General features: G+C 42.1%; 12 protein-coding genes. 5 read left to right on the forward strand and 7 right to left on the reverse strand.

What is annotated here, in order from left to right:
* The first annotated feature begins 122 nt into the window (after nt 1-122).
* From recQ to B4F91_RS08745, 4 genes are all read left to right on the forward strand, one after another.
* Nucleotides 123-1,946: a DNA helicase RecQ gene (recQ, locus tag B4F91_RS08730; protein ID WP_054983758.1), complete on the forward strand. Its 1,824-nt coding sequence runs from the start codon at nt 123-125 to the stop codon at nt 1,944-1,946.
* A 7-nt stretch (nt 1,947-1,953) separates the two neighbouring features.
* A complete protein-coding gene (locus B4F91_RS08735; protein WP_024031560.1) occupies nt 1,954-2,238 on the forward strand; it encodes a DUF3630 family protein in 285 nt (94 codons plus the stop codon).
* 146 nt (nt 2,239-2,384) lie between these two features.
* Nucleotides 2,385-4,094, forward strand: coding sequence for a POTRA domain-containing protein (locus B4F91_RS08740; RefSeq protein WP_024031559.1), 1,710 nt, complete (start codon nt 2,385-2,387; stop codon nt 4,092-4,094).
* Between the two features lie 70 nt (nt 4,095-4,164).
* On the forward strand, nt 4,165-4,737 hold the full coding sequence (locus B4F91_RS08745; RefSeq protein WP_024031558.1) for a mechanosensitive ion channel domain-containing protein: 573 nt from the start codon (nt 4,165-4,167) through the stop codon (nt 4,735-4,737).
* A 74-nt stretch (nt 4,738-4,811) separates the two neighbouring features.
* Here the strand turns inward: B4F91_RS08745 and B4F91_RS08750 are convergent, their stop codons facing one another.
* From B4F91_RS08750 to B4F91_RS08760, 3 genes are read right to left on the reverse strand one after another with little or no spacing between them, the layout of a single operon-like run.
* Nucleotides 4,812-5,870: a succinylglutamate desuccinylase/aspartoacylase family protein gene (locus tag B4F91_RS08750; RefSeq protein ID WP_286937204.1), complete on the reverse strand. Its 1,059-nt coding sequence runs from the start codon at nt 5,868-5,870 to the stop codon at nt 4,812-4,814.
* Nucleotides 5,857-6,762: a 30S ribosomal protein S6--L-glutamate ligase gene (rimK, locus tag B4F91_RS08755; RefSeq protein ID WP_004587974.1), complete on the reverse strand. Its 906-nt coding sequence runs from the start codon at nt 6,760-6,762 to the stop codon at nt 5,857-5,859. Before rimK ends, B4F91_RS08750 begins: the two co-directional genes overlap by 14 nt.
* Nucleotides 6,763-6,772: 10 nt before the next feature.
* Nucleotides 6,773-7,201, reverse strand: a complete 429-nt coding sequence (locus tag B4F91_RS08760) for an ATP-dependent zinc protease (protein WP_029772373.1) — start codon at nt 7,199-7,201, stop codon at nt 6,773-6,775.
* 278 nt (nt 7,202-7,479) lie between these two features.
* Between B4F91_RS08760 and B4F91_RS08765 the strand changes: the two genes are divergently transcribed.
* Complete coding sequence (locus tag B4F91_RS08765; protein WP_286937201.1) at nt 7,480-8,451, forward strand: zinc transporter ZntB; 972 nt, start codon at nt 7,480-7,482, stop codon at nt 8,449-8,451.
* A gap of 54 nt (nt 8,452-8,505) precedes the next feature.
* Here the strand turns inward: B4F91_RS08765 and B4F91_RS08770 are convergent, their stop codons facing one another.
* From B4F91_RS08770 to parC, 4 genes are all read right to left on the reverse strand, one after another.
* Entirely contained in the window at nt 8,506-9,681 is a 1,176-nt protein-coding gene (locus B4F91_RS08770; protein WP_286937199.1) for a polysaccharide lyase family 7 protein, read from the reverse strand.
* 682 nt (nt 9,682-10,363) lie between these two features.
* Nucleotides 10,364-10,699, reverse strand: coding sequence for a ribonuclease E inhibitor RraB (rraB, locus tag B4F91_RS08775; RefSeq protein WP_004587970.1), 336 nt, complete (start codon nt 10,697-10,699; stop codon nt 10,364-10,366).
* Nucleotides 10,699-11,412 (reverse strand): 1-acylglycerol-3-phosphate O-acyltransferase, encoded by a 714-nt coding sequence (locus B4F91_RS08780; RefSeq protein ID WP_064385697.1) that lies wholly within the window; start codon nt 11,410-11,412, stop codon nt 10,699-10,701. Before B4F91_RS08780 ends, rraB begins: the two co-directional genes overlap by 1 nt.
* 169 nt (nt 11,413-11,581) lie before the next feature.
* Nucleotides 11,582-13,876 (reverse strand): DNA topoisomerase IV subunit A, encoded by a 2,295-nt coding sequence (gene parC, locus B4F91_RS08785; protein WP_054983759.1) that lies wholly within the window; start codon nt 13,874-13,876, stop codon nt 11,582-11,584.
* Nucleotides 13,877-13,913: the final 37 nt, after the last annotated feature.

Genomic DNA, 13,913 nt, shown 5'->3' on the forward strand with positions numbered 1-13,913 from the left:
TGTTTAAATTAACACTGGTACGATGAGTTAAGCATACCTGAAGCAAAACCACGAGGCACTAATTAAATCATTTACCTCTAAGCTAAAGACATCCTATAAAAAAAACACTAAAATAGCCGCCGATGAATACTCTAACCCCTACACCTAGCACATTGGTCCGCAAGCCCGACACGGTTCTTAAACAAGTGTTTGGCTACAGCGAGTTTCGTGATGGCCAAAAAGCGGTGATCGACGCGGCTATTAATGGCCAAGACTCTTTGGTACTACTGCCTACAGGCGGCGGTAAATCAGTGTGTTACCAAGTACCAGCGTTAGTGCTCGAAGGGGTTACTGTGGTAATTTCACCGCTTATCTCGCTCATGCAAGACCAAGTAACGCAACTGCAAGCATTAGGTGTTAAAGCCGCTTACATTAATAATAGCCTGGCTCGCGAAGAGCAACAATTAGTGTACCAACAATTGCACCAAGGGCTAATAAAATTACTGTATGTTGCCCCTGAAAAAGTGCTTCAGCATGAATTTACCGAGCGACTCAGCCACTTAAATATCAGCTTATTTGCAATTGACGAAGCACATTGTGTATCACATTGGGGGCATGACTTTAGACCTCATTACTTTAGATTAAATGAGCTTAAGCAGCGCTTTTCCCATGTACCTATGATGGCACTGACCGCCACGGCCGATAAAGCGACCCGTTTTGATATAGTTGAGCAATTAAAATTACAACAGCCCTATATACATACTGGCAGCTTCGACAGACCGAATATTCGTTACACCATCGAAGAAAAGTTCAAGCCAATGGCGCAACTACTGCGCTATTTAAAAGAGCAAAAAAATCAAAGTGGCATTATTTACTGCACTAGCCGTAAGCGCGTTGATGACATTGCCGAAAAACTCGCTGATGCAGGTTTAAATGCCGCCGCGTACCATGCCGGTATGAGCAACGAGCAGCGCCAATTTGTGCAAACCGGGTTTGCCCGCGACGACATTCAAATAGTCGTTGCGACCGTTGCCTTTGGTATGGGCATAAATAAACCAAATGTGCGTTTTGTTCTGCATTACGATATTCCAAAAAGTATTGAAGCCTACTATCAAGAAACTGGCCGCGCTGGGCGTGATGGTTTAGCCGCAGAGGCCATTATGTATTTTGATCCCGCCGATATAGGCCGCGTTAGGCGCTTTTTTGAAGACATAGACGATGAACAACGCCGCCGCGTAGAAGAGCAGCGCTTTAATGCCATGGCCAGCTTTGCCGAGGCGCAAACATGCCGCCGGCAAATACTATTAAACTACTTTAGCGAGTATAAACGCGAGCAATGTGGCAACTGCGATATTTGCATTAACCCGCCAAAAAGCTTTGATGGCACATTAGTAGCGCAACAAGCACTTTCGTGTGTGTACCGAGCTGGGCAGCGTTTTGGCTTAGGCTATATTGTAGAATTATTACGCGGGGCTAATACCAGCCGCATACGCGACAACAACCACCACGAACTCAGCACCTATGGCATAGGCAAAGACAAAAGCAGTGAATTTTGGCTCAGTATATTACGCCAACTTATACACCAAGGCTTGTTAAGCCAAGATATTACCCAAGGTGCCTCGCTGCGCTTAACCGAAGCAGCACGCGCTGTACTTAAAAGTGAATACGCTCTACAGCTTGCCGAGCCGCGCTTACAAGCTAAGCACGTATACCAAGATAAACTGGCGCAGTTTAACTACGACAAAAAACTATTTGCCCGCTTACGGGCTCTGCGTAAAGAACTCGCTGATGCCGATGATGTACCGCCGTACGTTGTATTTAACGATAAAACCTTAGCCGAAATGGCGCAATTAATGCCCACCAACGACAGCGAATTTTTAAAGGTATCGGGCGTTGGCTTTACCAAACTCAATAAATATGGCGGCGAATTTTTAACGGCCATTCGTAATTACCTTGCTAGCAATTAAGTAAACTATGACCCAAATTGAATACAATCACGCCCATAAATGCATTGTTATAAGCCCGGTAGAAGCCCCACACGATGAAGACTTTGAGCTGTGGAGCACACTGTTTTTACACGCCGATGAAATAACAATTATTGACTACGCAGTGGGTGCTGACCGTCATCAATTGCGCTTTAGCTATCAACAGCAAACCTTTAATTTAAATTTTGAACACTACAGCGAAAGTATTTGGATTAATGGCGAAGGCCAAGAAGCCGAGCATTTATTAGCAGCCCTTGCTTTTTACTTAAGCTAAAACACTTCGCATATGCACTAATTAACAAAGGTGCGTAACGGTAACAATTAATTAGTTTCAAAATCCATACCTTTTACTTACATTGTAATAACAATGATGTAAGCTGATATTACGACTCATATTTGCAGTAGTATTGAAGAGGTTGAATGGTGAATAGAAAATGGATTGCACACTGTTGTATAAGCTTAGCCCTTGTAAGCTTTAGTGCGCCTAAGGCCTTTGCACAACAACCACCCAATAAAACTAACACCTGCTCCGCTGTGCAAACTCACTCAGACAAAAGCAATAATTTACGCCGTGAGGTTGAAGATAAAACCACACTGATTAATAGTCGCAGCGACGCCCAAATAACCTCAATTACCCTTAAACAACTTAACGTTTTTAATACCGAGTTGGAGGAGGAAAATAACGCGCTTTTTCGTTTTGCCAACCGCGCGCATATTCAAACCGAGCCAGACGTTATTAGTAATATTCTGTTATTTAAACAAGGCGATAATTACAATGCCAGAAAGCTCGCTGAGTCAGAGCGTTTATTACGCCAACAAAACTATTTATATGATGCGCAAATAAGCGCGGTTGAAAACTGCGACGGCAACGTAGATGTAACGGTGGTAACTCGCGATTTATGGACCTTACTACCCGAAATAAGCTTTAGTCGCAGCGGTGGCGAAAATAAATCGAGTATTGGCTTTCGCGAATCAAATTTACTGGGTTGGGGCAAGCGTTTATCGTTTTCACGCACTACCGACAGCGATCGTAATGGTTATTTATTTGTTTATGACGATCCTAATATATTATCTAGCCGGTATCGCGGGCGCTTAGAGTATGCCGACAACAGTGACGGAAAACGCCACTTATTAGAGCTAACCTATCCGTTTTACGCCATAGATACACCTTATAGCTATGGTATTAAAAGCTTTTCTGAACAGCGAGAAGAGTCGTTGTATCGCCGTGGTGATGAATACAGTGAGTTTGATCAAACAACCGATTTTTTTAGCGCTTTTTTAGGCCACTCTAAAGCATTATCTGATAGCTGGACACAGCGCTTAACGCTTGGCTATGTAAACCAAAAAGACAGCTTTGCAGAAATAGAAACAACCTTTGCTCCCTTGGCCAAAAACAGACAACTGAGTTACCCCTATGTGAGTGGTCATTGGTTTGAAGACAGTTATATAAAAGTGCGTAATTTTGACAGTATTTCGCGCACCGAAGATTTAAATTTAGGGTGGAATATTAAAGCCCTATTAGGCTACTCAGATGAATCTCTAAGTAATGATGACAGCAGAGCCGTATATTCGTTAAAAGCTAAAAAAGCACACTTTACTACCGACAGAACGCTGTGGCGTTTTAGTGCTCAAGTGGATGGTTATTGGAATAAAGAGCAAAAACAACTAGAAAACTTTTTAGCCACCAGCGAAGTGCAGTACTACTTAAATACCAGCGAAAACCAATCTTGGTTTGTTAAAGCCCGTGCCCAGTATGCTAAAAACCTAACCGCCGATAAGCAGCTAACACTTGGCGGCGAAACGGGCCTTCGTGGCTATCCTATGGATTACCAGCATGGCGACCGAAGCTTTTTAGTCAGCTTAGAAAAACGCTATTACTGGGAATACGATTTACTGCAGCTATTTAAAGTCGGTGCAGCGGGCTTTGTTGATGTTGGCCGCGCTTGGTTTAACGATGAAGACAACGGCGAGAACGATCATGTTTTAAAAAATGTTGGTGTGGGTTTGCGTTTAGCACCTAGCAGAGCAAACTCTGGCACCATGATCCACCTTGATATTGCCGCCCCGCTTGATAGCTACGACGATGTTGATTCGGTGCAGTGGCTCGTAAGTGTTAAAAACACCTTTTAAATAGCGAGCAATAAACGAAAGCGTTACACTAGCGCTTTAAATTTTCCTAAAAACAGTACGGGATCACACTTTGGAATTGTTTGCGCTTTTAGAGCTAATGGGTACGCAATATAAATTGATTGTTACCCTTATGGCCATTTTACTTTTTCCTCTTTTATTAAAAGTCACTAAAAAGTTGCTCGAAAAAACCATAAAAGGAAAAGTAGATGTTCATCGTAAATTTAGAGCTGAGCTGTTATTAAAAATAATACTCGCGTTTGTAGTGCTGTGCTTAGTGCTTATATTTTGGGGTATAGAGCTGCGCGGGCTATTAGTTTTGGGCTCATCATTATTTGCTATGCTCGGGGTCGCTTTATTTGCCGCTTGGTCGCTGCTTAGTAACCTTACCGCTTTTTTACTCATGTTTATTCAAAATGGTTTTCATGTGGGAAATTGGGTGCGTATTGTTGATGGCGCAAACCATATAGAAGGGCGCATTGTCGAATTAGGTTTAATGAACGTGCTACTTGAGCATGTGGATGGGCACCGAGTTGTTTACCCTAATAACCTGTTTGTGACACGCCCGGTTATGGTATTAAATAAAGAACCTAAGCCTACAAAGGCACCGGTAATAAAACGGATTATTGGCCCTAAAAAGACATAGTTTTAAAAGTCATACCCGCAAAAAAGCCGCAGTAAGGCAAACCTCACTGCGGCTTTTTACTAGCTAACATAGTGCTAATTATTTAGCTCAGCTGTTTTAAGCTCTTCATCTAAATCATTTATTTCGTCAATAAAATGCTCTAATTGCTGCTCTACTAAGCTGTTATCATTTGCAAAGTAAGCAAGGTGGAATACCGCATCCCCTTCGTTTACTAGTGGCATAGTTTGCTGGCCTATCACAATACCGCCTTTAGGCGCTAAAAGCTCAAGTTCGGCATCACCTAATGGGCTACTTATGTACGCCAGCACTTGGCCTTTTTCTACGTGTTCACCTAGCGATACTTGCGCACGTACAATGCCATCTACCTCAGCGCGTATCCAACTTGTAGACCCTGCAATAATAGGATCGGGCAGTTTTTTAGGACGCTTGCCGCGGATCATTTTTAAATGCCGCATCACATAATCCACACCCTGCATACCTGCTGCAATGGCAATAGGGTCAAAGCGTAGGGCTTCACCGGCTTCGTAAGTAATAACCGGTATACCTAAATTAGCGGCTTCACTACGTAATGAGCCATTACGAAGGGATGCATTTATAACCGCTGGTGTGCCGAATGCTTTGGCCATATCAGCGGTTGCTTCATCATCTAAGTTAGCGCGTATTTGCGGTAAGTTAGTTCGGTGAATAGCCCCCGTATGTAAATCAATAATGTGGGTACAATGTACCGCCACCTGATTAAAAAACATATGTGCCATACGCCCCGCTAGCGATCCACGCTCAGAGCCCGGAAAGCTGCGGTTCATATCACGTCTATCGGGTAAATAACGTGATTTATGAATAAATCCAAACACATTAACAATCGGCACAGCAATTATGGTTCCGCGCAGTTGGCTTGCATCTATTTTAGAGAGCAGCTGGCGTACAACTTCTACACCATTTAGCTCATCCCCATGAATAGCGGCACACACCATCAGCACTGGGCCTTCCATTACACCATTAACCACTTCAATAGGAATATTGAGCGGTGAATGGGTGTAAAGTTTAGCAGCCTCTAAGGCAAGGGTTTTACGCTCGCCCACGCCAACACTTTCATCTAATAAGGTAAAAGGACGATTAATTTTAACCTTTGCCACGGGTTGCGGTTCCTTTTATAGCTGCATTTTTTTCGATGAAATCAATCACCATACCGGCAATATCTTTACCTGTTGCCACTTCAATCCCTTCAAGGCCTGGAGAAGAGTTTACTTCCATTACCAACGGCCCACGAGATGAGCGAAGTAAATCAACGCCCGCTACATTTAAGCCCATGGCTTTTGCTGCAGCAACGGCGGTTTTACGCTCTTCTGGGGTAATGCGTACTAATGTAGCGCTACCACCACGGTGAAGGTTTGAGCGAAACTCGCCTTCTTGCGCTTGGCGCTTCATGGCCGCTATTACTTTATCGCCAAGTACAAAACAACGAATGTCGGCTCCGCCGGCTTCTTTAATGTATTCTTGAACCATAATATTGGCTTTTAAACCCATAAATGCTTCAATAACACTTTCAGCCGCTTTACGTGTTTCAGCAAGTACAACACCAATGCCTTGTGTGCCTTCAAGTAATTTAATAACAACCGGAGCACCGCCTACCATTTCTAGTAAATCTTTAACGTCATCTGGTTTGCTGGCAAAACCGGTTACCGGCATGCCTACCCCTTTACGTGATAACAGCTGAAGTGAGCGTAATTTATCGCGCGAACGAGAAATAGCCACCGATTCGTTAACAGGATAAACCCCCATCATTTCGAACTGACGTAAAACAGAGCAACCATAAAACGTCACCGATGCACCAATGCGTGGAACAATGGCGTCAAAATCTTTTAAATTTTCACCACGGTAGTGAATTTCTGGCTGTTCTGAGTTTATATTCATATAGCAACGAAGCGCATCAATCACCTTTACCTCGTGACCGCGTGCCTCTGCCGCTTCAATTAAGCGACGCGTTGAATACAAATTTCTGTTGCGAGATAAAATACCAATTTTCATAGTTAAAACCTTAACTATCTAATAAATGAGATAAAGCCGGATCAACGACTATACGATTTTCCATGGCTGTACGCCCTAATAACATTCTAAACTTCATGGTTGCCCGACTCGTTAAAGTAACTTCTATTGGCCAGCTGTGCTGCCCTGCATGCAATGTTGTTTCTATAAAGTAGCGTAACTCTTTTTGCCCACTTGAGCTGGTTACCGCCTTAATTTTTTTAACCTTTGCAGTGCACGCAACCTGAGTGTGTTCGTCATCTTGCAATGGTTGGACTATAAATTTTACCCACTTTTCTTCGCCTTCTTCGTACTCTTCAATGTTAATTGCATGAATACATGAAGTGCGGGCGCCAGTATCAACTTTTGCTTTTATCTTCTCGATGCCAAGCTCAGGTAAACTTAACCACTCACGCCAACCAACAGTTAACTTTGCTGTCATAAATGTGCCCTTAATAAAAAAGTGACTTATACGCTACGGCGCAAAAAACACCAGCGAAATAAATTTATCTAGTCGATGAGTAAATTAAATTGATCTTTAATAGGAACTAATCACACAATGCGCGCCTTGCTGTTTAGTGCCTTATTTAGCAATTAAAGCCTGCATATAGGTTTTACCTTAACGCTAACTTATTAAAAGTTAAGGTAAGTTTGTAAAGCACTATGCAGATACACTATAGTTAACTGTATTAAAAATACACTATTATATGAGTTTAAAATATGATTAATGGTTTACTGCATGCACTGGTGCTTGATGAAAAAGGCGGCGCGCACGCCATAGAAAACACCCGCGATTTAAATAACTGGCACCCTAGCCTAGGTAAACTGTGGATACATATGGACTACAGCCAAAGCGAGGCAGTAACGTGGCTTAAAAGCCAGGCTCACCTTACCGACTTTGAGCTTGATTCGCTTATTGCTGATGAAACTCGCCCTCGCTTAACACCTAGTACCAATGGCCATATGCTGTTTTTGCGTGGTGTAAATTTAAACCCAGCGCAAAGCCCTGAGGACATGGTGTCAATTCGTTTATTTATTAGCGAATCTGTGGTTATCACAACGCGCAAACGTCGCTTACTTTCGATTCAAGATATATTAGCAGAGCTTAATGCTGGCCACGGCCCATGCTCAATATCAGAATTGGTCGGCTCTATTACGCAAAAACTGACATCACGCATGCAAAGTGTCATTGATACGCTTGATGAAACCCTGGATGAATTTGAAGAAGAAATAGACGAGCCAAGTAAAAAGTTTGATAACCAAGGTTTATCTCAACTGCGCCGTCAAACTATTGCCTTAAAGCGTTACTTAAAACCGCAAAAGGAAGCGTTAAGTTTAATGGTAAATAACCATTACCCCTGGCTTTTAGATGAAGATAAAGCAAAGCTAATCGAAACCACTAACTTACTTATTCGTTATTTAGAAGAGCTAGATAGCGCCATAGAGCGTGCGCAAATTATTCAGCAAACCATTACTAACCAGGTGTCTGAGCAATTAAATCAACGCATGTATGTAATGTCAGTTGTGGCTGCGCTTTTTTTACCACTGGGCTTTTTAACGGGCCTTTTAGGGGTAAATGTAGGTGGCATACCTGGCACCGAAAACCCTTATGCATTTAGTGCATTTGTGATTTTTTTAATTGTGCTTACTGGCGGTATTGGCGTGTACTTTAAAAATAAAAAATGGTTATAAAATAAAGTTTTTTTATTATGGCCACTCAATTGAGTGGCCATAATAAGTCACTAATTAATTAGTTTCGCGCGTATAACTCACATTGGTCATCGTCACTTTTGACTCTGTAATGCCTAAATCCTCAAAACAGTTTTTAAACGAGTTAGAGTTTCCGGCCTCACCACATTTATCTAATGTGTATGGGTCTTGCGATTGCAGGTAGTTACCAAACTTAAAGTATGACTGCGAATCATCCTCTACTGGTATACCGAACGAGTTACCGAATGCCGTAACCTCTACATCGCCGTAGTTATTAACTACCCGCAAGTTAAATGTCTCACCGCTGGTCATTGTACCCAAAGCAAATTTTTCTTCATTACCGCTGGTATTACGTAAACGTACGTACACATCAAAAATTCCGTTGTTCGCTACGCTATCATTAAAGCCCGATTCATCAGTATCCGACACATACACTTTAGATATAGTGCCGGTATCGCTAGCATGGTGCTGCGATATAATTGTTTTTCCGCCATCAGACATCTCAACTTTTACCGTAGCTTCGAACACTTCATAGGTTTGAGTCATAGCAACGCGTAAACTTTCTTTAACCTTATACTCATGACGCCAGCCATTACCATTAGGCGTAATATGTTGTGCCTCTAACGGCACAAACACTAAGGTGCTATCGTCAACGAGAGGATTTGGGTTATCCCCTTCTAAATCAAAAATGCTACCACTGGTTATGCTGCTAGGAATTGTTGAACCATTTGAGTTATCGCTGCCGCCATCTGAGCCACCATCATTACTGCCGCTGCCCTCAACCAAGGCAAAATTATCAAACCTTACATCGCTGGTGTTGTTGTAATGTTTAGCAAAAACCTGAAGTGTATTGGTGTTTGCTGAGGTAAATGTTTTTGTTACTTTAGTCCACGAAGAAACATTAAAGGTTTGGTTTTTAAATAAACCATTTAAATCGTTTACACCAATTTGCCCTTTACCCAGCACATAAGCACTTAGGGTGTATTCAGTGTTAGGCTGTATATCTACCACTTGATAAACCCGTGCTGGACTGCCCTGAATTTTTAACGATTTTGAGCCACTGTAAGCATCTGAAGAAATAGCGGCTGGGTCGGTTTCGTTCCAGTTACTAAAGCCACTTTCAAAGCCTGCATTATTAATTGTTGCAGCATGAGATAGCGCTGAACTTGTCGCAATTGCGCTGTAAAAAAACAGTTTTTTATGGTTAATCATTATCTTTATTCCTTTAAACCTGAATATAAAAATAACCTAACTACCTAGTTTTGTGTCAGTCACTAAAACTTAGATCACCCTGTGTAAACAGGTTTCTATTTTTGTGTATGAATAGATTTGGCAAGAAAACCCAGGTTACAAAAATCAATCTGAAACCCTTAAATTGGCCTTACCAATATTAATGCCATATGGCGAGCTAAAGGCTATATTTTTTGTTACCAATATGTCAACAGAGGATGTAATAGCAAATAAGTATTAGTTTTATTAAATATTGCATTTACAACTTGTAAATAGTTATAACTATTCAACAGGTTATATATTAGGGACAGGTTAGCAATAAATAAAAATATTTTTTCAATTTAATGAATAAGTAGTACGTCGAAATAAGCCCTATTACCAATAGGAATATGAACAAGCTTAACTTTTAATGAATAAATTAAGGTGAATTAAGTTTTTTATATGAAAGGTAATAATTGGTTATAACAAAAATAAAATTGGTAACACGAAAAGTATTAAATTTTTGCCGTTAAATAAGGCAAAATAAAGGGGGGTATTAATGCGCCATTACACTAAAAATGAATTAATATCTGAAAATAGGCTGCGGTTTAAAGAGTCATGTTTACTCTGTGCACAAAAAAAGCGAGCATATATAAATGCTCGCCTTTATCAACTAGCTAACGCCTTACTCTTGAAAGTAAGTGCCCCAACCGTCGTATTCAACGTCACACTCAACAGCTAGCGCTGCAAGTTTATCAACGTCTTCCATTATAACTTCAACGTCTAGCTCAGCTTCGACTACAATATCAAAGCTCCAAATTTTGCTGCCATCTTCTAGCTCAAGCTCTGCCGGTTCTTCAACATCGTAGCCTAATTTAAAGGCAGCCAGTGCCGCTTGCTCTAATTTGCTAAAATCTTCGCATACAAAATGATGCTCAACTTCATAAAGTATTTCAGGATCAGAGCCATCTTCAAGTAGTGAACTTACGATGTCTTCACTTATTTCACGCCAGTTTTCCATTATTTATCTCTCGCTTGAGCATCTAATTCAGTTATTTTAGCAGCCATAATACTATGCACTTGTGTGGCCTGTTCACGGGCACTCACTTTTTTATCAAGTGATATAGGCGCTAACATTTCAATGTAAATTGTACCATTATCCCAGCGGTTTAGCTTAATAGTTTTATCAGTTGTGCTCATACATACCGGTACTATGGGTACATCTGCGCTTAAAGCGGTGTGAAATGCACCGGTTTTAAATGGCAGTAAACCGCGGCCATAGCTTCTTGTGCCTTCGGGAAATACCCAAATAGATAGGCCTTTTTGTTTAATTTTTTCAGCGGCTTTTGAAATTGTACCTGCCGCTTTTGAGCGATTAGCTCTATCGATCAATATGTTGCCCGACAACCAGTAAAGTTGTCCAAAAAATGGGATCCACTTTAAGCTTTTTTTGCCTAAGCTAACGCAGTTTTCAGGCACCATAGCCGATACAGTAAATAAATCGTAATTGTTTTGATGGTTTGATAGGTAAACCGCAGGGCCAGTATTGAGCGCGTCAGGGTGGCGTTTAAGGACAAGTTTAACCCCTAACATTTTAGCCATTGAGCCAAACCAGCCGGCTATCACATGCACATTATTAGGGTGAAACGGTCTCACAATCGACAGTAACAACCCAAACACGCAGCTGAAAAATATAAACAGCACCATAATTAAAACACGTATAACAGCTAACAAACTTCTCTCCAAAATGTGTGTGCAATGCGCTATAAGCCACGCATATTTCACTATTATAACGTGATTTTATGACGATCACGAGACAATAGCGAACAGCTGTAAGCTGAAAAATACAGGATAAACAAAAACGGCCTGCAAAAGCAGGCCGTTAGAGGTATATATTTCGGGCTTATTCTTCGGCTAATGTGTCATCACTTTGCTCATCTGCCGGCGTAAACTCCACCACTGCTTCATCAACACGCTGTAGGCCTCGCGGTAACTTATTACCTCTACGCCCGCGCTCACCATGATAATGCTCCAAGTCACTCGGTTTAAGCGTTAGCTTTCGTTTACCAGCATGAAGGGTAACGCTACTGCCTTGTGGTACCACCGCCAGCACTTTGACAAACTCTTCACGTGCTTGCACTTTAGCCCCTGGAATAGAGATAATTTTATTGCCTTTACCTTTACCCAGTTTTGGTAAGTCGCGCAGTGGGAATAACAGCATGCGCCCTTCGTTCGAAATGGCCATGCAGTAATCGGTTGCTACATCATTTACTCTGATTGGTGAGAGTAAAATTCCGCCCTTAGGCACGCTCACCAAGGCTTTACCGTTTTTATTTTTACTTACTAGGTCTTTAAAGTCAGTAATAAAACCATAACCCGCGTCAGAGGCCATAAGTAGCACTTGATTATCTTCACCCATTACCACGTGCTCAAAATTAGCCCCTGTGGTGAGGTTAAAGCGCCCAGTCATTGGCTCGCCTTGGCTACGTGCCGATGGCAAGCTGTGTGCATCGGTTGCAAATGCACGCCCTGCTGAGTCTAAAAATACCGCAGGCTGATTACTCTTACCCTTAGCGGAGGCTTTGTATTCATCGCCAGCACGGTAATTAAGCCCTTCTACGTCAATGTCATGGCCTTTACCAACACGTGCCCAGCCTTTATCAGAAAGCACGACTGTTACCGACTCTGAAGGAATTAAATCTTTTTCACTCAGTGCTTTAGCTTCTACGCGCTCAATAACAGGTGAGCGGCGATCGTCGCCATACATGTCGGCCGCTTCTTGAATTTCTTTTTTAAGAAGCGTTGACATACGACGGTCTGAGCCAAGCGTTTGCTCTAACTTGTCACGTTCTTTGGCCAGTTCATCTTGCTCGCCACGTATTTTAAATTCTTCTAGTTTTGCTAAATGACGAAGTTTTAACTCTAAAATGGCTTCGGCTTGAGTATCGGTTAAATCAAAGCGCTCCATCAACACAGGTTTTGGTTTATCTTCTGTGCGAATAATTTCAATTACTTCATCAATATTTAAAAAGGCAGCAAGTAAACCTTCTAAAATATGCAATCGTGCCAGTACTTTATCTAAACGGTGCTGTAAGCGCCTGCGTACTGTTTCGCGTCTAAACGTTAGCCACTCAGATAAAATACTGCGTAGGTCTTTTACTTGCGGGCGGCCATCAAGGCCTAGCATGTTTAAGTTTACACGGTAGTTTTTTTCAAGGTCGGTGGTGGCAAATAAGTGCGCCATTAACGGCTCAGCTTTAATGCGGTTTGAACGCGGTACAATCACAATACGGGTAGGATTTTCGTGATCAGACTCATCTCGTAAATCAGCGACCATTGGCAGCTTTTTAGCATTCATTTGCGCCGCGATTTGCTCAAGCACCTTAGCCCCTGAACACTGATGCGGTAGCGCCGTAATAACAATATCGCCATGCTCTTCAGTATACACCGCGCGCATTTTAATTGAGCCTCGGCCGGTTTTGTATATTTTATGAATATCGGCTTTTGGGGTAATTATTTCAGCGTCGGTTGGATAATCAGGTGCGTGCACAAGCTCAAGTAACTCATCAAGCTCGGTTTTAGGCTTATCAAGTAATAAACAACAGGCACTGGCTACTTCACGCACATTATGTGGTGGAATATCGGTTGCCATACCTACTGCAATACCCGTTACGCCATTTAACAAAATATGCGGTAAGCGCGCCGGTAACACTAATGGCTCGTCCATAGTGCCGTCAAAGTTTGGCGTCCAATCAACGGTGCCTTGGCCTAGCTCTTTAAGTAATACCTCAGAGAACTTTGATAAGCGTGCTTCGGTATAACGCATTGCTGCAAACGATTTAGGGTCATCTGCTGCCCCCCAGTTACCTTGCCCATCGACTAATGGGTAACGGTAAGAAAACGGCTGCGCCATTAATACCATAGCCTCGTAACAGGCACTGTCGCCATGCGGGTGGTATTTACCTAATACATCACCTACCGTACGAGCCGATTTTTTATATTTAGCAGCGGCCGATAAACCCAGCTCGCTCATAGCATAAATAATACGACGTTGAACCGGTTTTAAACCATCACCAACATGCGGTAATGCACGGTCCATAATTACGTACATAGAGTAATTTAAGTAGGCGTCTTCGGTAAAACGCCCCATTGTTTGTTGTTCAATTCCTTGCATTAGCAAGGTATCTGTATCACTCATTAAAGCTTACCTAGTTTTTCTTATAGCTTACGCGGTA

It is taken from the genome of Pseudoalteromonas sp. UBA6610 (assembly GCF_002433295.1).
Classification (GTDB): domain Bacteria; phylum Pseudomonadota; class Gammaproteobacteria; order Enterobacterales; family Alteromonadaceae; genus Pseudoalteromonas; species Pseudoalteromonas atlantica.